The following is a 24,378-nucleotide window of genomic DNA, read 5'->3' on the forward strand; positions in this document are numbered from 1 at the left end:
TCTAATGAACCATCTTCAAGATGCGGTTCAGAATATATTCTGCATCCATGTTATAATATTTTCTCAAATAATTCTGGCTTCCGACCACAGACGAGTAGGTATCTTGCAAGCCAATTCTTAAGAATTGTGATGGATAAGCTTGCGACATAAGGGCTGACTCGGCAACCGCTCCGGCAAGTCCTCCGGTCAGATTGTGTTCTTCAATCGTGACAAGATACTTATGATTTTTAATAACGTCTTTTAGACCGTCGTCATCAAAAGGCTTAAGTGTGTGCACGCTAATCACGGAGCTGCTAATACCTAAAGTGTCGAGCTTTTTTGAAACTTCTAAGGCCACTTCGGTAATACCACCCACGCTAAGCAAAGCCAAACTGGAACCCTGTTTTAAAGTGCGAAGTTTTCCGAATTTAAAAGATTCGTTTTCTAACGGCACCGTATCCGCCTTGGATTTATCCAGTCTTAGATAACAAACGCCGGGGGTACTCGCGGTGGCTTTCGTCGCTTCTGCGGTTTCCCAAAGATCGCTTGGTGCGAAAACTTTGACACCGGGAAGAGATCGCATGATAGCCAAATCTTCCGTGGCGTGATGGGACATTCCCAGAGCGCCATAGCTGAAGCCCCCACCGATGCAAACGACTTTAACGTTGGCGTTGTGGTAGCAAGCATCGTTTCTGATTTGCTCCAGACAGCGCAAAGATGGAAAGTTTCCAATAGAATAGATGTAAACCGTTCGACCTTCCAGAGCAATTCCGGCAGCGACGCCAGCCATGTTCTGTTCGGCAACTCCGATATTAAGGAATTGGTTCGGAAATCTTTTGGCAAAGTCAGTTAAAACACCGAAGCCCAGGTCCCCTGTAATCAAGAATATTTTGGGATCTTTTTCTGCCAGTTCGGTCAGAGTTTTTATAAATTGATCTCTCATTTTTTCCCCTCAAGCTCAGCCAGAGCTGATTCGAACTCTTCTCCTTTAGCCGTACGATAATGCCAAAGAACCGAGTTTTCCATGAAAGAAACACCTTTTCCTTTGGTCGTATGGGCAATCACGCAAAGAGGTTTTTCTGTCGTCGCAAGATTTTCGGTGATTTTTGTTTCAAGGTCTTGATGATTGTGTCCATCGACTTCGACGACATTCCAGCCGAAGCTTTGCCATTTGGAGGCGAAAGGCTCCAAAGCCAAAGTTTCCTGAACCGACGCCAGACTTTGAATCTTATTGTAGTCGATGATTGCCACTAAGTTAGATAATTTATGATGGCCAGCGAATAGAATGGCTTCCCAGTTTGAACCTTCGTCGCATTCGCCGTCACTGAGCAGAACAAAGACTCGATGTTTTTTCTTATCGAGCTTCGCCGCGTAGGCCATGCCGGCGCCGACGGGCAGGCCATGCCCTAAGGAACCGGTTGATAGTTCAACGCCCGGAATGTCCTTATGAGAAACGTGACCACTCAAAATAGAGCCATCTTGGTAGTGAGTTTCTAGCACCGACGTACTGAAAAAACCTCTTTCCGCAAGCGCCGCATAAACACCGGCACCCGCGTGCCCTTTGCTTAAGATGAAGCGATCGCGGTTGGGGTCTTTCGGATTCTCGGGGTTAACATGAAGAACTTTGCCGTATAAAACGGCAACGATATCTGCCATCGAGAATACCGAGCCGATATGAGAACTTCCACCTTTGCTGGTCATTCTTAAGGCGTGAATGCGAATTTTCTTTGCGAGACTGGCCAAATCCATAACGTCCATCCAAACGATTAGTCGATAACTGCAAATCCAATATAAGGGTCAAAATCAAGGCGTTCTATGCGCAATTTCTTCTGCGCCGTCGCCTCAAGCATGGCCATGGTTTCACCTGGCCATAGCGGATTATCCAACTCATCAAACGCAATGACGGCCCCTTTAGGCATTCTTGGTAAGAAGTGCTCCAAAGCCACCTTGGTGGGTTCGTATAAGTCAAAATCCAGGAACAAAAGGCTCACGAGAAGGTGCGGATGTTCTTCGATAAATTTCGGAATGGTTTGTGTGGCATCACCTTTGATCAGTTTGACCTTAGGGATGTGCCCCAGGAATCTTGTGGAATCGTTGATTTCCGCCAACTTTAAGATTTCTTCTTGCGAGTCCGCATACAGATCGCCGCGCTTTACGTGCGCTGAAAAGTTATTGAGATCTTTTTCCGAAACCGCAGGAAAGCCGGCAAAGGAATCGAAACCGTAAATTCGTCGGGTCAAGTTCACTGGCTCAAGGATGGCGGAAAGCTTCGCCCATGTCATTGTTCCAAAACCCCGAAAAACCCCACATTCGATGATGGAGCCTTTTACCGGCTGAACTCTTTTAAAGATTTCATACAACGCCAAGAAACGCGTTAGGTTCTGTCTGCGTACGTATTTGGGAAAGTTTTCAAGTTTCTTTTCCCAGGGTTCTGGATTTTTCTCGAAGCACTCCTTGATCAGTTGTGCTTCGACTTTTTCTGCATTTGTTCGGAGGCCGGCCTCGACATTCACAGTTGTCATGTAAAAATAGTCCTTAGTTCTTTTTGTAAAATTTTGTAATCACATCACAGATATATTCAACGTCGGAATTCTCAAGTGATGTATTCATTGGTAATAAGAAGAACTTTTTCGTCATTTCTTCAGTTCTTGGAACGTCGTCGTTCAACTTTAGATCTTTAAATTGATGCAAAGTTTTTCCGCCCCATTGAATGATGGTTTTGACACCGTTGTCGTCAAGATGCTTGCGCAAAGCATCTCTTTGTTCGGCTTCAACTTCATAGTTTTGGAAAATGTCGAAATGATTTGGGTCTGAGTTTGGTCCAGGAGGTAACAACAACTCAGGGATGTCACTCAGTCTCTCTGTATATATAGAGGCCAAAGCTCTTCGTTTGGTGATGGCTTGGTCGTAAGTCTTTAGCTTGTAATTCAAAACAGCGGCTTGAACGTTGTCTAATCTAGAGTTGTAGCCCCACTCGATAACATTGCCTGTGGTAGGGCTGCGGCCGTGGTCACGAAGAAGGCGGATATAATCAGCAACTTCGTCATTGTCCGTGAAAACAGCTCCGCCATCACCAAAACAGCCTAGAGTCTTTGAAGGGTAGAAGCTGCAAGAACCGGATACGCCGAAAGTTCCTGCAAATTTGCCTTTAAATTTAGAACCCAAGGCTTGGGCCGAGTCTTCAACGATCTTGAGCCCGTGATCGTCAGCGATTTTGCAGATCATGTCCATGTTGGCAGTTCTGCCATTAAGCTGAACGGGCATGATGGCCTTGGTTTTTTTGGTAATTTTTTTCAGAATGGATTCTGGATCAATAAGATGATCTCTTCCGCAGTCCGCTAAGACAACCTTTGCCCCGACGTGGTGCGCGGCTGCGGCGGTGGCGACAAATGTGTGCGAAGGGACGATGACTTCGTCACCCTCGGTGACTTTCGCGGCACGAAGTCCCATCATCAGGGCGATAGTGCCGTCGGCAACGCCGATACAGTGTTTAACCCCGAGATACTTTGCCAGATTCTCTTCGAACTCAAAGAGATCTTTTTGCATGATGTACGCGCCACGAGCGAGGACATCATTAATTATTGGCATGAGGTCCTTTTCTTCTTTTGCGAAAAGGGCAGGATAGTTGAAAAAGGGGATCTGTTTCATTGTTTTCCTTTTTTTGTAGCTTTGAAATATAAAACTTGATGTTCGAAATCTTCTTTAGATGCAGAAATGGATACTGGCGGCTTGTATTTTAACTCAGAGCTGGTCAGCTCTTTCGGCATAGTGACCAGCTTTCCGAAGACGAGCCTTTTTAGAAGCTTTTTGCCGCTCATCGAGCCTGGGATAAGGTTGAATGTGACCGCGAATTTTTTTAAGGCACTGAAGATCTTGTTTTTCAGTCCTTGTCTGGAAATGGGGCTGCCCCCGAAGCACTCGACGGAAAAATCCTTTGAGTTTAGCAGCGCCGTCAACTCCGGAACCGTATAGTATTTGGTAGAGTGAGGGCTGGGGTTGAAATCGAAAAGACTGCAGTTGGCGGTCGCCAGAAGTAAAGTTCCCTCAGGTCGTAAGATGCGGCGGCACTCGTCGATAAACTTTGCGGCATCAGGTAAATAATAGATAGCTTCAAACAAGATAACGACGTCGAAAGAGGCGTCTGCAAAAGGGCTGTTTTGCGCATCAAAAGGAAGCAACTTAATGCGATCTTTATAGTGATTTTTTGCGACAGATAAGACTGTTTCAGAAAAATCTCCGGCGGTCAGTGATTTGCTTTGGCTGGAAAGATAGCCTAAACCCGGGCCGGTTCCGCAGGCGGCTTCCAGAACGTCTTTGCCTCCGGTATACTGGGCAGCCCAACCATATCGTTGAAAAAAACGAAAGAGTTGATCTTTTGAAACCTCGTCACCGGCAAGTTCGGTAACATTTAAAAAATTTGTTTCAGACATTGCATGCTCGCAGTTTAATTTGTTCGGGTGATAGCGAGGAACTATAGTACATAATTTATTTGGTTTGTAAATTTTTCTTAAGAAATCGAAATATTTAGTGCGGGATTCTGCTTGAAGACTGAGCATCGCGCTGAGTGATGCGATGCGCTTAATCTGAAAACTGTCGAGTGTGGGCGGGGCTCGCGAGGTGGCAGTGGAGTTGCCGAAGATGTCGGCAGCAAGATTTCATAAAAAGTGAAACAAAGAAAAGGCCGGAAGCCCAAGGCTCGAGTTCAAGCTCGATCCTGAAATTTTGAAAAGTGAGTATTCAGAAACTCAGGGCGATGCGGATAGTCAGGGGTGCCCAGCATTTTTGCCGCCTGCTCTGCGGAAAAGTAAGACGGGCGAGAGATCTGGGGTGCCGGTCTTCCTGAGTAGAAATCGAGCAGAAACTTCGTTGGCGTATTCGCTGAAAAAGCCGCTGCGAAGTGGGGGGATGAAGAAGAGAATTTGACTCTCTGGGATAAATACTTATTTCGGGAGCTAAAACTGTTTACTTAACTTCCTCGGTAAGGATAGGATTCATCGTCTATCTTGGTAGTTGGGGAAATATGAAAAATTTAGTTTCGAAGATTAAGTCAAAGAATTCTGTTATTGGAATTGTTGGTTTGGGTTATGTCGGATTGCCGTTGGCGTTGCGCTTTTCTGAAGAGGGCTTTCCTGTAGTTGGATTTGATATTGATGAAGCGAAGATTAAAAAAATTCGCGCTGGTGAAAGTTATATTGAGCACATTCATGCATCGGATGTAAGGGCCGCGACGGCGCGTAACTTTACGGTCACCACGGATTTTTCCGAAGCTTCTAAAGTGGACGCCATTATTCTTTGCGTGCCGACGCCTCTTAATAAATATCGTGAACCTGACTTGAGCTTCGTTTTAAATACCACGGAAAGTCTTGTTCCTTATTTACGTCAGGGACAAATTGTTTCACTGGAAAGTACAACATATCCTGGGACCACCGATGAAGAATTGAAACCACGCATCGAGTCTAGAGGATTCAAAGTTGGGGAAGACATATTTTTGGTCTTCTCTCCAGAGCGTGAAGATCCGGGCAATCCCAAGTTTTCGACTAAAACTATTCCCAAGGTGGTCGGTGGGTACTCGCAAGCCTGCCTAGAAGTCGGAATGGCTCTTTATGGCGGCGTTATTGATAAGGTGGTTCCTGTCAGCTCAACCCGAGCTGCGGAAATGACCAAGCTCTTGGAAAACATCCATCGCGCGGTGAACATCGGGCTTGTGAACGAAATGAAAATTGTCGCAGACAAGATGGGTCTTGATATTCACGAGATCATTGATGCCGCGGCGACGAAGCCGTTTGGATTTGTGGCTTATCGTCCTGGACCGGGAATCGGTGGGCACTGTATTCCTATCGATCCTTTCTACTTAACTTGGAAGGCCCGCGAATACGGTCTGCACACAAGATTCATTGAGTTGGCGGGTGAGGTTAATACTGCCATGCCAAAGTATGTGATGAAGAAAATTGCGGTCGCTTTGAATGAGCGCGAGAAATCCGTGAAGGGCTCGAAGGTCCTTGTACTGGGGATCTCTTATAAAAAGAATATCGACGACATGCGCGAGTCGCCGTCGGTATTCCTAATGGAAAAACTCAGAGATGACGGCGCGAAATTAGACTATTCAGATCCGCATGTTCCGGTTTTCCCGAAAATGCGTGAACATCGCTTTGATCTTAAATCAGTGGCACTGACCCCTGAAGTGATTCAGGGCTACGATTGTGTTGTTTTGACGACAGATCACGATAGGTTTGACTACGACATGATTTTGAAAAATTCAAAACTGCTTGTGGATACTCGGGGTAAGTACCGTCAACCGGCGCCAAATCTGGTAAAAGCCTAATGCTTTTCGTGATGGCTTAAGGTTTATGCGATGTCCTTTTTTGTAAAACTGTCGGCATGGCCGCGACGATTGAAGATATTGTTGATGATGTTTACAGACGTCATCCTCTTGCCATTCGTGCTGTGGCTGGCGATTGCTCTTCGTTTCGGAACCGTAAGCCCCCGTATCGGAGAATACCTTTGGCTATTCTTGGTTTTGCCAATTATTGCCATTCCTATCTTTACGCGGTTGGGCCTGTATCGCTCGATAGTGCGATATACAAGTGCGAAATTTTTCTGGACAGTTTTCTACGGCGTTTCAGTGCTTTCCATTTTGTTGTTAGCCTTGGTGGCCCTGGTCAGATTGGATCAGGTGCCGCGCTCAAGTCTTGTTATATTTTGGATTCTGGCCATCGGCTGTATCGCCGTCACGCGAGCATTAGCTCGGGTTGTTATCCTCAGTGCCGAGCAGGTGGGTGTTGCACGAAAAAAGGTGGCTATCTATGGTGCCGGCAAAGCGGGCACTCAAATAGCTTTTGCCCTCGTGAACTCCAAGGAGTTCAATCCGGTCGCTTTCTTTGATGATGATCCGGATTTGCAGGGGCACTATTTGGCCGGACTTAAAGTGTTCGGACCTGATGAATTTGAGGCGGTTCTGGTCAAAAAGAATATTGATGAGATTGTTTTGGCTATTCCATCGGCGGCCCGCAGTCGTCGCAGAGAAATCATCGAGGGCTTGCGACCCTATGGTGCGGTCTTAAAAACAGTGCCCGGGGTTGCGGAACTTGTGAACGGTTCCGTCACAGTGAGTGACCTGCGTGAAGTCGGTATTGAGGACTTGTTGGGGCGCGATGCCGTGCCGCCTGACGAAAGTCTTTTACGAAAGTGCTTGTTTGAAAAGACGGTGCTGATCACGGGGGCTGGTGGCTCTATCGGCTCTGAGTTGTGCCGACAAATAGCGAAGCACGCTCCTTCCTTACTAATCCTTTTGGATAATTCTGAATTCGCTCTTTACAGTATAGAGCGGGAAATGCGCATACACTTTCCTCAGCTTCGGGTGAAACCGGTTCTTGCCGATGTATGTGATGAAAAAGCCCTGCGCCGAGTTTTTTTGGAAGCGCAGATCGACACTGTTTACCATGCAGCTGCCTACAAGCATGTGCCTTTGGTTGAAGAAAATCCCGGTGTGGGTATTGTTAATAATGCGATTGGAACTTTACGAGTCTCCTCTTTATCTCAAGAATTCGGAGTATCTCACTTTGTCCTGATTTCCACCGATAAAGCCGTTAGACCCACGAATGTCATGGGTGCTTCAAAGCGCCTTTCTGAGTTGATTCTTCAAGCCTATGCCGAAACATCCACGCGGACGATCTTTTCCATGGTCCGTTTTGGAAACGTCCTGGGTTCTTCCGGTTCTGTTGTGCCTCTTTTTAAAGAGCAGATCAGAAAAGGCGGGCCCGTAACGGTGACTCATCCGGATGTTATCCGCTATTTTATGACCATCCCTGAAGCCGCCCAACTTGTGATTCAAGCAGGGGCGATGGCACAAGGGGGTGAAGTATTTGTTCTAGATATGGGCGAGCCCGTAAGAATTGTGGAGCTGGCCCGACGAATGGTCGAGCTGAGCGGATTGACGGTTAAAGATTCGTCCTGCCCTAAGGGAGATGTTGAAATCGTTTACAGTGGTTTGCGTCCCGGGGAAAAGCTCTATGAAGAGTTGTTAATTGGTGCGGATGCTGAGAAAACCTCCCATCCTCGCATTCTCAGAGCGAAAGAATACTCCTTACCGAAAGAGACTATTCTGGAGGCATTGGGTCGTCTTGAGATCGTCTGCGCGCAAGGTGACGCTGGGTTGATTAAAGACTCGTTATCACGTGTGGTTCACGAATATGTTCCGCACCAAATGAAAAACCCCTAGAGTGAGGGGGTTCTGCTGCCTCCTCTCAACTTGAGATAATTCCTCTTTGTCGAAAGAATATGATAGACTTGCATTAAGGCGATGAGTGTTTAAATGAATAAACCTCTTGCACCGTTCACTGATAGGTTTTAATTGTTAAAGTATGAAAGTAATTGAACACATCGAAAAGGCGCAAGCCCCACTTTTTAGCTATGAAATCGTTCCGCCACCGCGTGGAAGAAGTATCAAGGACATTATTGAAGTCGTGGAAGCTTTAGCACCGCTGAATCCGCCATGGATTGATGTGACTTCTCATAGTTCAACCTCTTACTTTCAGGAACGCATCGACGGGACCATTCAAAAAAAGACCTTGAAAAAACGTCCCGGGACTTTAGGAATCTGCGGCGTTATTCAGAACCGTTTTAAGATCGATACGGTCGCCCATATCCTTTGTTTGGGTTTCACTAGAGAAGAGACTGAAGACGCCTTGATCGAATTAAGCTTTCTGGGTATCGAGAATGTCCTGGCTCTGCGTGGCGACACGCCTAATTTTCAAAAGCAGATCCGCGTTGATCGCACGGTGAATAGTTATGCCTCAGGCTTGGTTTCGCAGATTAAAGATCTGCGAGACGGTAAGTTTCTTGATGATTTGGATCGTGCTGACTCCTTAGACTTTTGTGTCGGGGTGGCGGGGTATCCAGAGAAACATTTTGAAGCGGCTTGTTTGAAGAACGACATTCAAAACCTGAAAAAAAAGGTTGAGGCGGGCGCTGACTACATCGTCACGCAGATGTTTTTTGATAATCAAAAGTATTTTGATTTCGTCACGCAATGCCGGGAAGCTGGCATCACTGTGCCTATTATTCCAGGCCTGAAAGTGTTGAAGTCGGCAAATCAGCTTAAAACCATCCCCAAGAATTTCTATATCGATTTGCCAGAAGAATTAGTCGATGGCTTATTGGAAAGCCCGCAACATGCAGCCGAAATCGGCATGAACTGGTGTCGCAAGCAAGTTGAAGGTCTTTTGAATTTCGGTGTTCCGGCGGTGCACTTTTATGTGCTCAATGACGTCCATTCCATAGTGAAGGTCGTTAAGGGATTTAAATAGTCACGGGCACTTTAACTTAAAATATGAGCTTCGCGTCGGCTCGAACGGGCCGTAAAGTATCTTTACAAAGATGGGGTAAATAGTTTCATGAAAAAGTCAGTTCTCCTCAGGGAATTAGAGCAGATACTTCAGAACAAGTTGTTGTTTTTAGATGGAGCAATGGGAACGATGATCCAGCTTCATAAACTCACTGAGGCTGACTATCGTGGTGAAAGATTTCAAAATCATCCCAAGGATCTGAAAGGTAACAACGATCTTTTAGTTTTAACAAAGCCCGAGGTTATCTACGCCATCCATAAGCAGTATTTGGAGTCAGGTGCGGATATCATCGAGACAAATACATTCAATGGAACGTCGATCGCTCAAGCTGATTACGAGCTTTCGCATTTGGCTTATGAACTTAACGTTGCTGCGGCAAAACTCGCAAAACAAGCCTGCCTTGATTTTGAAAAAGAAACCGGCAAACGATGTTATGTCGCCGGAGCCATTGGACCGACGAATAGGACTGCCTCGCTCAGTCCGGATGTTAACAATCCAGGATATCGCGCGGTTACTTATGACGAGCTGAAAAACGCGTACAAAGAGCAAGTATTAGGGCTTCTGGATGGTGGGGCAGATATCCTTCTGCCTGAAACAACTTTTGATACTCTGAACTTAAAAGCCGCTTTGTTTGCGATTTCTGAAGTCGAGGAAGAACGGGGAGAAAAGCTGCCTTTGATGTTATCTGTGACGATCACGGATCTTTCAGGGCGCACTCTTTCTGGACAAACTGTTGAGGCCTTCTGGAATTCAGTTCGCCACTCCAAACCTTTAAGTGTGGGTATCAACTGCGCGTTGGGTGCAAAAGAAATGCATCCCTATATTCGTGAACTGGCGCGCGTTTCCGATTGTTTTGTATCTTGTTATCCCAATGCGGGATTGCCTAATCCGCTGAGCCCCACAGGCTATGATGAAACCCCAGAATCTCTGGCCTATCAGTTAGGATTGATGGCCGAAGAGGGCATTGTAAATATCTTGGGCGGCTGTTGCGGAACGACGCCTGCGCATATCAAAACTATCGCTGATCTTTTGAAAGACAAAAAGCCTCATGCCAAAACTACTGGGAAAAACGAAGGCATGAAGTTAAGTGGTCTGGAACCTTACAATTTGTCATGGGATCAAGTGCGCAATTTTGTGATGGTGGGGGAAAGAACCAACGTCACCGGATCGCCGAAGTTTGCGAAACTTATCAAAGAAGATAAATATGAAGAAGCCGTGAATGTGGCTCGCAGTCAGGTTGAAAATGGTGCCAATATCCTGGATGTCAACTTCGACGAAGGAATGATCGATGGCCCGAAGGCCATGACTCGTTTCTTGAACCTCTTGGCGGCGGAACCTGATGTCGCAAAAGTGCCTGTGATGGTTGACTCTTCCAAATGGGAAGTGTTGGAAGCCGGTCTTAAATGTCTGCAAGGCAAGCCCATCGTAAACTCCATTTCTTTGAAAGAAGGCGAGGCTGAGTTTTTACGTCAGGCGCGACTTCTGCAAAGATATGGGGCTGCTGTTGTCGTCATGGCTTTTGATGAAAAAGGTCAGGCTGTATCACGTGAAGACAAAGTGCGTATTTGCGAAAGAGCTTACAAGCTTCTGACTGAAAAGTTGGATTTTGATCCAGCGGATATCGTATTCGATCCGAATATTCTGACCGTCGCGACCGGCATGGAAGAACACAACAATTACGCGGTGGACTTTATCGAGGCCGTTTCTGAAATTAAGAAAAGATGTCCGGGAGTCTACACTTCCGGAGGAATCTCAAATCTCAGTTTCAGTTTCCGGGGAAATAATAAAGTTCGCGAAGCGATGCACGCCGTCTTCTTATATCATGCCGTCAAAGCGGGTCTTGATATGGGGATCGTGAATGCGGGGATGCTTGAAGTCTATGAACAAGTCGAGCCGCAATTGCGCACCCTGGTCGAAGACGTCGTACTTAATAAGTCTCCGGAATCATCAGAAAAGCTTCTGCGTATCGCCGAGCAGTTCAAAGAGGAAAAAGGCGCGGCTAAATCTCAGCACGCGGAAGATTGGCGTAAGCTGTCGTTACAAGAACGGGTTACTCACGCCCTTGTGAATGGGATCGACACCTACATTGTTGAGGACACTGAAGAGGCCCGAAAGTCTTTGGATCGTCCCTTAAATGTCATCGAAGGTCCGTTGATGGAAGGCATGAAGGTTGTTGGCGAGCTTTTTGGCACGGGAAAAATGTTCCTGCCTCAAGTAGTAAAAAGCGCGCGGGTTATGAAGAAGGCGGTGGCCTATCTTGAACCTTTTATGGAAGAGGAAAAGAAATCCAAGTCGAGTCTGCAAAGTCGTGGCACCTTTGTGATCGCAACGGTGAAGGGGGACGTTCATGATATCGGTAAAAACATCGTTTCTGTCGTCTTGGCTTGTAACGGCTATAAAGTGGTCGATTTGGGGGTGATGACTCCCGTTCAGCAGATTATGAAGTCCATTGAAGAGCATCAAGCCGACATGGTCGGTTTGAGTGGTCTGATCACGCCCTCTTTGGATGAAATGATTTTTAACTTGGGCGAGTTTCAGCGTGCGGGCTTGAAGTTGCCGGTGCTGATTGGTGGCGCGACCACCAGTAAGATTCACACGGCGGTCAAACTTGACCCTCATTACGAAGGTGTCGTCGCGCACGTGGCGGATGCTTCTTTGGTTGTAGAGGTTTGTAATAAGCTTTTAAGCCCCAACAGCAAAGAGACCTACACCCAAGAAGTGAAACAAACAAATCACCGAATGAGAGAACAATATGTGACCTCACTCAATGAGGCGGAAGCCTTGAGTTTACCAGAGGCTCGCAAGAAGAAGTTCAATTGTGATTGGCAGAACGTTGATATTGCGAAGCCTTCTAAGACGGGTGTTTTCGAGATCCCTGTTTCGGTTCGGGATGTTGTGGAATATATCGATTGGGGACCCTTTTTCTGGGCGTGGGAGCTTAAAGGCACCTTCCCTAATATTCTTAAATCTGAAAAGTACGGTGAAGAGGCGACCAAGCTCTTTAACGATGCTCAACAAATGCTGAATAAAATCATGCAAGACGATCGCGTACGTCCGCAGGCGCGCGTGGGCATTTTTGCCGCGAAATCTCAAGAAGATGAGGTTTTTGTATATGATGAATCCGGGGCGACGCTAGAAAAACTTCGTTTTGACCGACAGACACGTAAAAAAGTAGCGAACAATGATACCTACTATTGTTTGGCCGACTTTGTGGCGCCAGTTGAAGTGCAAAGACAAGACTACATTGGCACTTTCGTAGTGACAGCCGGTGAAGAAATCGAAAAGATCGCGCGCGAATACGAAAAAGTCCATGACGACTATTCATCGATTTTGGTGAAAGCCATCGGAGATCGTATCGCCGAAGCTTTGGCCGAGTACACGCATAAGAAAGTGCGCGAAATATTCGGCATTCAAGAAAATCTTTCGAATGCGGATCTGATTGCGGAAAAATATCGCGGCATTCGCCCGGCGCCGGGTTATCCTGCGTGTCCGGATCACAGCGAAAAAGGCAAATTGTGGAAGCTTCTGCAGGCCAATGAAAACACCTGTGTGCGCTTGACGGAAAATTTTGCTATGACACCGCCTTCAAGTGTGTGCGGATATTACTTCATGCACCCACAGGCGAAGTACTTTGCTATCTAGCTCGTGTTTTGTGATATTCCACAGTCTCGACTAACCCCACATCTAAAGGAGTTTGCGGCTCCCAGCCGTAAACTCTTTTAAGCTTTGAAATGTCAGCCTCAAGATGCATATTCTGATTCGCAGAATAGGGGACAGCTCCAAAATGCAGGTCCTCAATATTTGTCCCGATAATTTCTGCAATTTTCAAAACAACGTTCTTTAGAGGTTGGGCTTGCCCTCCCCCCAGATTGTAAAATCCTGATTCTTTGAGTTCGGCTGTCATAGTCGCAATAAGACGCCCAATATCCCTGGCATGTACATAGTCCCAAATCTGTTTGCACTCTGAAAGATTCATCGGTTCTTTCTTAAGCAAGGTTTGGATTAGCAGGGACATAAGGGAGCCTTGACGATCTCCGGGGCCATAGGAAGAAAAAAGTCTGAGCCAAGCGAACTTGATCCCTTGCTCTTTGCAGATTTTTTCGCAAACCAATCCCGTCGCCAGCTTCGCGATCGCATATTTCGTTTGCGGAAGAGTGCTGGTGTTTTCATCGATTTTTTTGTTATGAACGCCGTACTCGGACTCAGACCCCATGCCGATAAAACTTTTAACTGAGTATTTTCGCGCCAAATTTAACAGGTCGACCGCCACCTGCAGATTTACTATTTGCGAGTCACTGCCTTTTTCCTTCTGGTCGACGCCGATCCAGCCTAAGTGAACGATGGTATCAGGTCTGAAATTGGCAAAAGCGTCTTCTATTTTTGCTATCTCACTCAAATCACCCTGAATCGCATAGGCTTGAGGATTTAATTTATCAGGGGTTCGAACAAGACAGGCAACTTCGCAATTTCGGTTCAAGAGCTCTTGAACAACAAATCGGCCTATGCCTCCGGTAGCACCTGTTACAAAAACCCTCATTAGTCCTCACTCAATTTAAGATAGTCTTGGATCTGTTTCAGCGTGACCGCTTTAAGGTTGTCCTTGTTTTTTAGGAACTCACCATACCAAGCCGCAGTGAATGCCACTGTTTCATCCGGAGAAAACGTCGGGGTCCATCCCAGAAATTCCATCGCTTTACTCGGGTCCAGGCGTAACAGGTTGGCTTCGTGAAATTTACCTGAAGTCGGATCAATTTGATATTCACCATGGCCAAGGACTTCGATGAATTTTTTCGTTATATACAAGACATTGTGTTTGTTAAGTACGCCCTGGGGTGCCAAGTTATATGGGGTTGAGTGTTTCACGGGATCAAGATGGCAGTGCATTCCTAAAGTCAAATATCCTCGCGCAACATCTAAGACGTGTTGCCAGGGGCGAACAGCCTGCGGGTTGCGAAGAATAACGGGTCTTCTCTCGTCCATGGCTTGAACTATATCGGGGATAATGCGGTCCTTAGCGAAATCGCCGCCGCCGATAACATTGCCAGCTCGCGCAGAGGCGACACCAACACCGATTTTTTTAAAGTAGGAGCGATAATAAGCCGAGATTGCGATTTCGGCCATGGCTTTACTTGCGGAATAAGGATCATGCCCCCCCAATGTCTCGGTTTCTCGATAGGGCCACAGCCATTCCTGGTTTTCATAACATTTATCACTGGTAATAAAAACACCTGTTTTTATGAAATCAGTCTTGCGCATGATTTCTAAAAGGTGAATTGTCCCCATGGCATTGGACTGAAATGTTTCAACCGGGTCTTCGTACGAGACGTTGACAATAGGTTGGGCTGCCAAGTGGAGAATAATCTCTGGCTTTTCCGAGGTGATCACTTTGTGGAACTTTTCATAATCCAGCGTGTTGCCCTCATAAGAGGCCATTTCTTTAGAAAGATTTGTTAAATTGAAGTGATTGCCGCGATAGTCAATAGGAGCTTTAGAGTAGCCCACGACTTTGGCGCCTAGATCCAAAAGAAGCCAGCTCAGCCAGGAGCCCTTAAATCCCGTGTGACCTGTAACAAGTACTTTTTTTCCGTTATAAAAAGATCTTAAGTCCATTTTATCCAAGGTGCTTTTCCGTTTTTAATAAGTTCTTCAAGAAGTGTTTTATCGCGCAAAGTATCCATGCATTGCCAGAACCCTGAATGCTTATAAGCGTAAAGGTTCTCGCTTCGAGCGATGGTCTCTAGGGGTTCCCTTTCCCACATGATATTGTCGCCCGAAATATGCTCGAGGACTTTGTTCGAAAGAACAAAGAAGCCACCGTTAATGTAGGTGTGGGTGTTTTCAGGTTTTTCCTTAAATGAAGAAATTCGGTTGTGGTCGTCAAACTCCAAGACACCGTAACGCTCTGCGGGCTGAACTGCCGTTAAGGTCGCCATTTTACCGTGTTTTTGATGAGACTCAATCAAGTCGGAGATGTTCACGTCACAGACGCCATCGCCGTAGGTCATACAGAAGGTGTCTTCATTTATTAAATGCTCCTTCAGGCGCTTTAAACGTCCCCCTGTCATGGTATGTTCGCCCGTATCGACCAATGTCACCTTCCAGGGCTCACTTCGATTGTTGTGGAAGGTCGCCTGATTAGTTGAAAGATCTACGGTCAGATCGCTCATGTGTGCACTGTAATTCAAAAAAAAATCTTTGATCATATAGCCTTTATAGCCAAGGCAAATAATGAAATCGTTGATGCCGTAGTGAGAATAGATTTTCATGATATGCCAAAGAATCGGTTTTCCACCAATCTCAACCATCGGTTTTGGGCGAAGGGATGTTTCCTCGCTAAGGCGAGTGCCTAATCCTCCTGCTAAAATAACTGCTTTCATGTCGACCTTTTCTCTGTTATGAAATAAATTCAGTAAAGTTTGTCGTAAACTATAGTTGGGCTTTTAATCATGTCAAACGGAAAACTAATCAGCGTTGTTACGCCTTGTTTTAACGAAGAAGAGAATGTTCAAGATTGCTACAAAGCGATTAAGAAGATTTTTGAAACGCAGTTGTCGGACTATGACTATGAGCACATTTTTTGCGACAATGCCTCTGAAGACAGAACCGTCTTCGAGCTAGAGAAAATCGCAGCAAAGGACGCCCGAGTCAAAGTCATCGTCAATGCCAGTAACTTCGGCTTTTTAAGATCTATGTTCAATGGCGTCATTAGTGCAAAGGGTGATGCTGTGATTCCCATGATGCCAGCGGATCTGCAAGATCCACCTGAATTAATTCCTACATTTGTGGAGTATTGGAAAAAAGGCTATAAGGTCGTTTACGGTCAGCGCGACAAAAGAGATGAGCCCTTTCTTATCGAAACTGCTCGGAAGCTTTACTACAAGTTCGTCAATCGATTTTCAAAAGCAAAAATTCCGCTGGATGCAGGCGAATTTCAGCTTATCGACCGTAAAGTGGTTGAAGCACTGAAACTTTTCGATGACTATGAGCCTTATCTGCGCGGTCTTATTGCGCAGTGTGGTTTTAAATCGATTGGTGTTAAGTACTTCATGAAGGCGCGAGAAAAAGGCACAGCCAAGGGACGCTTGGGACTCCTTTTTGATCTCGCTCTGAACGGCATAGTTTCTTCGACAACAGTCCCTATTCGCGTCGGACTGATTTTCGGTTTTGTGATGTCGTTGCTAAGCTTGGGTTATGCCGCTTTCTTGATGATTCTGTTTTTTGTGAATGGTCGTTCGAATGTCAACGCCGGCATGGCAAGCTTGATGGTTGGTTTATTCTTGTTGAGTGGAATTCAGCTCTTCTTTATCTCTTTGGTCGGAGAATACGTCGCATCAATACACAATCAGGTCCGAAAGGGCCCGTTAGTCATAGAAGAGCGGCGAATCAATTTTTAGTGGGCACTCTTTGGTAGACCCGAAAGTTTTCTACCTGCGGAATTGGCATGAAGCGAAATGATCCGTATGTGTTTTGGATCGTATTGAAGAAGTCCTGATTGCCTTTATTTAAAACGACGTAATCAATATCAAATTTATTTGCTTCGTTGAAGAGGGACTCTGGAGTTGCTTGTAAAAGGCCATTTTCAACCTTGTCACGATAGGTGACTAAAGACTGAATCCGCAACTTTTCGATACCTGGAAAAATAAGCATATGATGAGATAAAACATTCGCCTTTTCCGGCAAGATTTCTGTGATCACTTCGAGTTCCTGCATTTCTTTATGAGAATGAGTCTTGTAAGCGCCCCAAAATTTAGAAATGTCATAGCCCCAGGAAACAACTAAAAATACACCGATAGCCGCAACAGGAGTTTTCCAATGATTTACCGAAAGTCGTTCTTCAAATGACCATGTTGCAAGTACCAACATAAAAGGCAAAGCATACATCAAATAGTTTGTATTATGCCCGTGAGTGACTTGCGCCACACAAAGGGAAAGCAAACCCGTATAGTAGAGCGTTCTTTTATGAAATTGAATTACATGTTTTCTTGCTGGGAATATTAGTAAAAGCAGCATAATCGAGTAAACGATTTCAGGCGGACTGTGAAAGTATCGCGAGGTTTCAGAAAATATTCTGAACACCGACTCCCAACCATATTTGCCCGAAGAGACATCGCGCCAATTCGTGAGTTGAAGATAAAGCTGGTGTAGGTCGGCCCACGATCTCACATCAAACGTGAAAAAGAATAGAAGACCCCATGTCGCAACAGTTCCAAAGACCAATCCAGCCCACCAACGGCGATAGAGCCAAAGTAGCAAAACAGATGCGCCAGTGAACACCACACCATTGAGATGAGTGGCGATGCCAATGCCAGAAATAAATGCTGATGTCAGTAGCAGCCATTTTTTGCGGGACTCGAAATAAGAATCCAAGAGCAGATATGAGAGCAGGCCCCAGAATACCAAATGGGTTTCCGGACGAAAAACAAAACCTAAGTTCATAGTATGAAAGAAGGCTAAAAACAGGGCGAACAATAGAAAAATATATTTTTTATTAGAAGAACCACGGCGATACAGAAGTCCTAAAAGGGGTAAAGTGCCTAGGACGTAGATCAGGCTTAAAGATTTTAAAACATAAGGTTTGAATCCAAACCAAGTTATCAACCAAGCGCCTTGGATTTGGAATAACTTATGATAGACAAAGAGCTGTTTCTCCGCCGTAAAGAATCCGCGCATGGCCTCGGATTTTACGTAACCCAATTTGCTAAGCCAATAAGAGTACTCTGCTAACCAGACGTCGTCGATGTGGATGGGGCGTCCCCATAAGCTACTAATGAATAGAGCGGCAGAAATCAAAAAGCAGAGAGTGACGCAATTTCTTTTGAGAAACATACTCGAGGGAGTTTAGGACTCGGTGTGAAAATATACTAGTTTTTTTGTCCCCGTGGCGTGTCAAAATCTGACTCGTATACCAAGCCCCACATCCAGATCAACATCTGTTTTCGGGGCTAAATCCAAGGCTGCGGAGATTTCTCCGAAGACTTCCAGATTGGGATTGGTGAAATTATAAAGCAACCCTAAAGGGGCGCGGGGACCCACGGCTACGTCGCCGTCGTATTTCCCTTCTTGAATTGTTATCACGCGCACACCCAGGCCATAATACATTTCCAGGGGGCCTTCACTGGTCCCAATCGTGCGCGCCCGATCCCACAGGTATGTGGCATGTAAATGCAGGCCTTCATAGTGGCTTGAAGAGTAAGCCAGGGCTCCTTCTAAAGAGTGGCGGTTGTCCAGTCCCAAACGGCCCGAAATACCGGTGGGGTCGCCCAGAACTATGCCAATCCCTGAATCCGCATATGCTCTGTAGGTGAGTAGTGTCGTGAGTAAGACCAGCAGAATAAAGAACTTCATCATGATGTTCCTCCACAAGTTGATTATGCCAAATCCGCGGCACGTGACCACAAAAACTCATCAACTCGTTTCAATATCAATCTTGCTGCCAAGACTTTTGACAAAATACTTAAAACTCTCTGCGGCTGTCTCAGAACCGTAACTATTTATTTTTCACTACGAGCTCTTTATAACCAGTGTGGCCGTCTTGCTCGCGAGCGAAAGTAAGCTCGGTGTTTTCTAACAAAATAATTTCTGCCGTGGTGTGAATCAGACACCCATCCATCAGATGTCCGCCGATGACGGTGCCTTCGAAGTTGCTTAAGGAGATATGCATGTGAATGCCTTCCGCGCTCACGGTGCCATTCAAAGATATGATTTCAAAGGGACCCTGGAATTCGACCACATCTTTTCCACCAGCAAGGCGAATATGGGCTTTGGACAGACTGCCTACGCTGCAAATAACAGTGGCCGCGTGAAGATGATGCATTTGACAGTAGTAAAGCAATTCCTTCTTTAGATCCTGCTGAGGGCGCAAACGGAAGCAATGACTGACAACAGAACTTGTATGAGATTGAGTCGCCATATTTGTCCTCTCTTTAAAAGAATATTTTCGGAGCCCTTTGCAGAATCGTCAACGTCTATAAAGAGGGAATGTAAAGGTTGAACTTCTGCACGTCGTTCTGAATCTGTCCGCAGGAAGATCTGTTCGCGATTAAGGCGCATAGTTTGCGGGATCTAGGAATTCTGAAATTCCGTAAATTCCGTTTTGCTGAATAGGGAAGACCAGGCGATCCGGTTCGGTTCCCGAGCCATTTTTGAAGATAATTTTAGAGCTGGCACAAGTACTTCCGTGAGGAAGAATAAGTTCGACCTCTGTGTATGGCGAGCTAAAGTTTTTACGATAAAGCTTGGCCGGACCGTTTTCAGGGGCAGAGCAATAATACAGGTAAGGAGATTTGTATAAAATGGATCTTGCGCGCGTAGCAAGAGAGAAAAGCTTGGTCGCAGTTCCGCCACCCACACGCATGATGTCTTTTTGGTTATTGTGCAAGAAGAGCCAATAGTTGACGCCCGCGGTATTTACTTGATGCACCGGACTGCCAACGCCGATACCCCAGCCAAAATAAGCAGACTCTGGAACGCAAGAGGCGGACGATCCGTTATTGCAGGACGTAGAGGATATAGGATTGCCATTTCCTAAAACAAAACGTCCATATCCGTTGCTCACGTCAAATTCGCGCCAGACCCTTCTGTAGTGTTCATATCCATTCCAGGAATCGAACCCCACTAATAAAGAATTATTGTAGAAGCCCAACGGAGCCAAAGGATACGTGGGATTATCAAGATCGTAAGAATAATATGCGGCTGGTGTTTCATATGGAACTGCTCCGCCTGTTCCAAAAACATTTTGCCATATATTCGAGGCGCGATTCAGACGACAAATACTGGAGGAGCCTCCGCAATACCAATAAACATCACCTGTTGCAGGATTGGTAGCAAAACGTCCCGGTGTCGCCCAGAACATACCAATGGGATTGGTATTGGCGGCGACTCCCAATGGAGTCACCGAGCCTGGAGCATCTGAGCCGTTGCCTGCGATTGTTTTCATTCCGGGTGAGCCTTTAAAATCCACTTCTCTAAATCGTCCGGCTTGGGTGTCGAGAAGTACGACTTTGTCATTGACCCCATGGTCGATCGACGCAATCTCGTTCAAACGAGCTTCCATGGGGTGGCCGCCATCGCCGCTGCTTAAGTTGTAACCATAAAGCGTGTAAATGCGATTGTCGCTGCCGACGATGCGAATTTGTCCATCATCTTTGAAGTACACTTGCCCGGTTTGGGAAACGAAGACATCATTTGGAATAATGGAACATGACGTGGCCAAAGTTCCATCCACACAACTGCTGCGAGCGCCGGTCCCTGCAACTACCGACCAGCTCGAAACGCCATCGAATTTAACAATTTGAAAGGCCCAAGGGTTGCTGCGATTCATCGAGTAAATTTGTCCGTTCATTCCTTGAATATGGTAAGGCGCCGTACAGGTTTCAAAAGGAACATTGGGATGGCCTCCTCCCAACGACTGAAGATTTGCAATATTAACTTTGGCATTGCTGAAATAGCTACAGCCGGGATAAATCGGATGATTGGTCGTAACGTAGGCGCCTTGAATAACGTAAGAGAAAGGATCGAAAAGGAATTTCAGGTGCGCAAATTGCCAAGCACCAATGTCCGTCGAAGCATCGCCATAATCGCCCGCGCCACCGACGCGAAGTGTATCAACATAGGGCTCGACGGCGCTTCCGCGATAGACCCTGATACGAGTGCCCGCAGCTCGTGTTGTGAAAAGAGCCTCTGTTTGGAAGTAAATATCCCCATTAGGTAAAGCCAGGAAGTTCAAATAAGGGGAACCCATGCCGTATAAAACGGTCGTGGGATGCAGTTTTATTTTAACGTCGTGAGGATCGGCGACATAGTCGGCCGTGTTATTGCCGACACGTCCATCATTGAATGCACCGATAATGGATTCGATCGTCATCGGTGAAGCCCGTGTATCGATACGGCGAATGCGCTCTGGCTCAAATACTAAAACACGATCTTCAAAATCAAGGGCGATCTTTAAAATTCCCTGAGATGTCGCGTTTGCCAAAGGACCGCCGTCACCGGTGGTTGTTTCCGCCAGCTTCAGAGCAATTTTTTGTACGCCGTCGCTCGGATCGACCATCAAAAGACCGCGCGCAATGTCTCGATAAAAAAGAATCCCGTTGCGGGTGACAACAAAGGACCCGCTATCAGGAGCGCCCCCGCGAAACGCTGCTTTCTTCGCGGACCCATTCGTCCCTGGGTCTGTATTCCCGGCGATAGGTCTGAAGTTAGGGTTGCTGATGTAAACGGTGTTTTTGATGGTCGTCTGATCAATACCATCTTTCACCCGGACTTGAACCTTATAGCTTGTATTGACAGGAACCGGTGAATTCCAACTGTAAGTGCAGGCATCCACGGCTCCGGCGTTACTGCAAGAAAGCGCGCTGCCTGATTCTGCGTTATCCTCGATCAGGATGTATTCATTGCCATCAATCGTGTACCACAGACTGACTTTCGCAGTTCCCAGATAGACTTTTTGATTCCATTTTAAATAAAGCTGAGTCCCCGGAGTTGTCACCAGATCCCAAGGGTCCGGTTGCACAGTGTCTGCGGGATTTTTTGAAATAATAAGATCTGTTAAAGTCGGGTCCGGCACTGGTGAATATGTGACAGCAATTCTATCGGTGCCGGCATTGATCGGACCTAAGTTGCTTGAAACATTTCCTGCCTGATCGCGCACCCACAGATACACTGTGTACGAGCCTTGGCGCCAGTCGACAAGATGATCATAATCAGTCAAAGCGACACTTAAATCCACAGGTACACCCACGCCAGGGGCATCAATGGCAATCCAACATGGGTTGCTCAGTGCCGGGGCTGCAGAATCATTCTTAAGACAAAACTGGGTCACGGGCGTTTGATTGTCTGTCGCGGCAAAGCTGACTTTGACAAAGGGATCATACACTGTGACGGGGCCTTGCAAGCCTTCGATCAAATAGCTGTTCGGCGTGATCTCAGGAGGCGTGATATCGTAAAGCAGAAGCGCCGACTGACTTCCATACCCAGTTTGCCCAGTGCTATCAGTTAACTTCACGCGAAAACTTGTCGGCCCCGGCGTCGAAGGCAGAAACTGTTTGTACTTATAGATCTTGCTATTAACGGCTCCAGTGATGCCCACCGGGGTCGTTGCAAGACCCGTCCAAGAGGCGCCGCCATTTTGGCTGTATTCCAAAGCGAAGCTGGCACCCGCCGGTACATTTCCTTCTGTCAAAGTCCACTTAAATTCATAATAGCTGTTGGTCCCCAAGAACCCCGGAATCGCCTCTAAAGAAATTGCCGGTGGAAGCGTGTCGTAGTCCACAAGCACGCTGGCAAAAGAAGGTTGAATATTTCCCGTGGCATCGCGAACGAAAACGCGGATATTGCGAGTTCCTTGCGTGGGCGTCGTACTTAAATCAAACGAGATTCCGCCCGCAGTCGTTGTGCAAGAGACCCAAGCGGGCTCTGTGCCCGTCGGAATCGTCGAATTTTCTTTAACTAACACTCCTGCGATGTCTGCGCAGGAACTGGCCGTTATCGTCATAATTGCGGCTGACGTAGGACTGGCTGATGCGCGCGTAAAGGTCGGGAGCACAGGGGGCGTGGTGTCTTTAAACAGATTGATATTCGCGGTCGTCGTATTTCCCGCAGCATCAGTCGCAACGACCTGGATATTTTTTGTGCCATCAACGCCAGCTAAGGACAATGGGATGTTCAAACTTCCGCCCGAACAGTTTGCAGTGGCCGAAGAGGAAATACCGCCGGTGACTGCGATAAGGGCCGCATCCTCGCAAGTCAGACCCAAGGTAAAGTACCCTTGGAATGCCGAGTTTGCAGTGGGTGAAGAGATCGAAAGAGCGGGCGGTGTCACATCAAAAAGATAAGGTTGTTTTTGCGCCGTAAAGCACTCGGCATTGCCAAGATCGTCCGTGACTTTCACTGTGAAGTCATAAAGACCTTCAGCGGTTAATACAGAATCCAAAGCGAGATGGAACGTCGTAAGAGAGTTGGTGTCATACGAAGCAAGGACGACCCCAGAACAAGTGGCGGAGTTGAAAAGCTCAACGGAAGAGTTTACTTCTGTAGTTCCATCAATGGTCGGAGAGTCATTGTTTGAAGGACTTGCTGGAACAATCGCCTGGAGGACTGTCGGCGAAATCATCGTGTCTAAAATATAACCCAACGCTGGTGAGCAGCGAGTATTTCCCAGGATATCTGTTGCTAAAATAGAGTAGTTAAAGTTGCCATCGATTAAAATGGAATTCTGAATAGAGAGGGGCATCACAAAGTTGCCCGTGCTATCTGTTGCCAGATATTCAAGCGCAGTGCCTGAACAAACTGTCCCTGCGTGCAGAGTGAGGCGTGCCTCGGCCTCGGCCGTTCCCACAAACTGGGGTTGTCGCGAGGTGCTTCGGGGCGCGGGTAAAATTTGTAATCCTGAAAAAGCCTGCACGGATCTTTTGATGATGATTTCAGTCAGCTTGGCGGTGGAAGTACCTGCGGGATTTTCAACATACATGCAGATCGTATGGCGGCCTTCGGGAAGAGTTGTCAGATCGATATTGAAATCAATTCCTTTTGTGCCGCCCGTTCCGATCACGTCTGAATCCTGCGGCGGATTTTGGCAAAGCGGATCCGCAGGGGAGGTGTAAATCTTGATCGTCGATCCAGGTTTAGAGACGCCAATGATTCTTAAATTTGTATCTTTCGTAAGTAGTGAAGAATCACCCACCGGCAATTTTTTCGAGATGCCACCGTCTATGATGGTGAGTTCTGCTGGAATGAACGACATATTATTGAACATGCTCGTGTCAATACACGACCCCAGCCCTAGAAAAAGGACGTAGAAGAGGCTTGTACCAAAAACGGACCGAATAAGCTTTTCCACGAATAACTTATCGGAGTTTCATGAGCTTTTTTAAAGGGACAAAAGACGGGGGAATCCCTCGGAAATCCAATAATGAGACGGATTTCCGAGGGAGTTTCCTTACAAAACTCAAATAGAAGGCACTGTAGGGAAGGTAGGGAGGTTTGTTCGCGTGGTGACTTAATTGCTTTTTTCGGGACTCGACATCTCAATGAGAAGTCATAACCTGACAGAGGTTTC

At 46.6% G+C, this 24,378-nt stretch carries 17 protein-coding genes; 5 read left to right on the forward strand and 12 right to left on the reverse strand.

The features are described 5' to 3' along the window. Nucleotide 1: 1 nt before the first annotated feature. From OM95_RS00275 to OM95_RS00295, 5 genes are read right to left on the reverse strand one after another with little or no spacing between them, the layout of a single operon-like run. A complete protein-coding gene (locus OM95_RS00275; protein WP_041868998.1) occupies nucleotides 2-922 on the reverse strand; it encodes a transketolase C-terminal domain-containing protein in 921 nt (306 codons plus the stop codon). Next, the gene (locus OM95_RS00280; RefSeq protein WP_041869001.1) at nucleotides 919-1,728 is read right to left on the reverse strand and encodes a transketolase; all 810 of its coding nucleotides are present in this window, start codon (nucleotides 1,726-1,728) and stop codon (nucleotides 919-921) included. Before OM95_RS00280 ends, OM95_RS00275 begins: the two co-directional genes overlap by 4 nt. A gap of 17 nt (nucleotides 1,729-1,745) precedes the next feature. After that, complete coding sequence (locus tag OM95_RS00285) at nucleotides 1,746-2,501, reverse strand: TylF/MycF/NovP-related O-methyltransferase (RefSeq protein ID WP_041869006.1); 756 nt, start codon at nucleotides 2,499-2,501, stop codon at nucleotides 1,746-1,748. A 13-nt stretch (nucleotides 2,502-2,514) separates the two neighbouring features. Further along, the gene (locus tag OM95_RS00290; protein ID WP_363228070.1) at nucleotides 2,515-3,567 is read right to left on the reverse strand and encodes a DegT/DnrJ/EryC1/StrS family aminotransferase; all 1,053 of its coding nucleotides are present in this window, start codon (nucleotides 3,565-3,567) and stop codon (nucleotides 2,515-2,517) included. A gap of 56 nt (nucleotides 3,568-3,623) precedes the next feature. Then, a complete protein-coding gene (locus OM95_RS00295) occupies nucleotides 3,624-4,409 on the reverse strand; it encodes a class I SAM-dependent methyltransferase (RefSeq protein WP_041869010.1) in 786 nt (261 codons plus the stop codon). A 590-nt stretch (nucleotides 4,410-4,999) separates the two neighbouring features. Between OM95_RS00295 and OM95_RS00300 the strand changes: the two genes are divergently transcribed. The 4 genes from OM95_RS00300 (at nucleotide 5,000) to metH (ending at nucleotide 12,965) form a co-directional block, all read left to right on the forward strand. Beyond that, complete coding sequence (locus OM95_RS00300; protein WP_041869012.1) at nucleotides 5,000-6,301, forward strand: nucleotide sugar dehydrogenase; 1,302 nt, start codon at nucleotides 5,000-5,002, stop codon at nucleotides 6,299-6,301. 84 nt (nucleotides 6,302-6,385) lie between these two features. Then, entirely contained in the window at nucleotides 6,386-8,197 is a 1,812-nt protein-coding gene (locus tag OM95_RS00305; protein ID WP_291515381.1) for a nucleoside-diphosphate sugar epimerase/dehydratase, read from the forward strand. 142 nt (nucleotides 8,198-8,339) lie between these two features. Continuing rightward, a complete protein-coding gene (locus tag OM95_RS00310; protein ID WP_041869014.1) occupies nucleotides 8,340-9,284 on the forward strand; it encodes a methylenetetrahydrofolate reductase in 945 nt (314 codons plus the stop codon). Between the two features lie 87 nt (nucleotides 9,285-9,371). After that, complete coding sequence (gene metH / locus OM95_RS00315; protein WP_041869184.1) at nucleotides 9,372-12,965, forward strand: methionine synthase; 3,594 nt, start codon at nucleotides 9,372-9,374, stop codon at nucleotides 12,963-12,965. Here the strand turns inward: metH and OM95_RS00320 are convergent. Genes OM95_RS00320 through rfbF form a run of 3 tightly spaced genes read right to left on the reverse strand, consistent with a single transcriptional unit; the run spans nucleotide 12,958 to nucleotide 15,700 of the window. Then, nucleotides 12,958-13,860, reverse strand: a complete 903-nt coding sequence (locus OM95_RS00320) for an NAD(P)-dependent oxidoreductase (protein ID WP_041869017.1) — start codon at nucleotides 13,858-13,860, stop codon at nucleotides 12,958-12,960. The two genes, metH and OM95_RS00320, sit on opposite strands and share 8 nt — an antisense overlap. Next, nucleotides 13,860-14,933, reverse strand: a complete 1,074-nt coding sequence (rfbG, locus tag OM95_RS00325) for a CDP-glucose 4,6-dehydratase (protein WP_041869019.1) — start codon at nucleotides 14,931-14,933, stop codon at nucleotides 13,860-13,862. The genes OM95_RS00320 and rfbG overlap by 1 nt, the downstream gene beginning before the upstream one ends. Beyond that, on the reverse strand, nucleotides 14,924-15,700 hold the full coding sequence (rfbF, locus tag OM95_RS00330; protein ID WP_041869021.1) for a glucose-1-phosphate cytidylyltransferase: 777 nt from the start codon (nucleotides 15,698-15,700) through the stop codon (nucleotides 14,924-14,926). Before rfbF ends, rfbG begins: the two co-directional genes overlap by 10 nt. 69 nt (nucleotides 15,701-15,769) lie before the next feature. Here rfbF and OM95_RS00335 point away from each other — a divergent pair, with 69 nt between their 5' ends. Further along, on the forward strand, nucleotides 15,770-16,717 hold the full coding sequence (locus OM95_RS00335) for a glycosyltransferase family 2 protein (RefSeq protein WP_041869024.1): 948 nt from the start codon (nucleotides 15,770-15,772) through the stop codon (nucleotides 16,715-16,717). Here the strand turns inward: OM95_RS00335 and OM95_RS00340 are convergent. The 4 genes from OM95_RS00340 to OM95_RS00355 form a co-directional block, all read right to left on the reverse strand. After that, nucleotides 16,707-18,149 carry a hypothetical protein gene (locus OM95_RS00340; RefSeq protein ID WP_291515382.1) on the reverse strand — a complete coding sequence of 481 codons (1,443 nt, stop codon included), beginning with the start codon at nucleotides 18,147-18,149 and terminating at the stop codon, nucleotides 16,707-16,709. The two genes, OM95_RS00335 and OM95_RS00340, sit on opposite strands and share 11 nt — an antisense overlap. A gap of 60 nt (nucleotides 18,150-18,209) precedes the next feature. After that, a complete protein-coding gene (locus OM95_RS00345; RefSeq protein WP_291515383.1) occupies nucleotides 18,210-18,671 on the reverse strand; it encodes a hypothetical protein in 462 nt (153 codons plus the stop codon). 139 nt (nucleotides 18,672-18,810) lie between these two features. Further along, the gene (locus tag OM95_RS00350; protein ID WP_041869029.1) at nucleotides 18,811-19,233 is read right to left on the reverse strand and encodes a PPC domain-containing DNA-binding protein; all 423 of its coding nucleotides are present in this window, start codon (nucleotides 19,231-19,233) and stop codon (nucleotides 18,811-18,813) included. Nucleotides 19,234-19,362: 129 nt separating this feature from the next. Then, nucleotides 19,363-24,159, reverse strand: a complete 4,797-nt coding sequence (locus tag OM95_RS00355; protein WP_291515384.1) for a hypothetical protein — start codon at nucleotides 24,157-24,159, stop codon at nucleotides 19,363-19,365. Nucleotides 24,160-24,378: the final 219 nt, after the last annotated feature.

Origin of the sequence: Bdellovibrio sp. ArHS (genome assembly GCF_000786105.1) — a bacterium.
GTDB lineage: Bacteria > Bdellovibrionota > Bdellovibrionia > Bdellovibrionales > Bdellovibrionaceae > Bdellovibrio.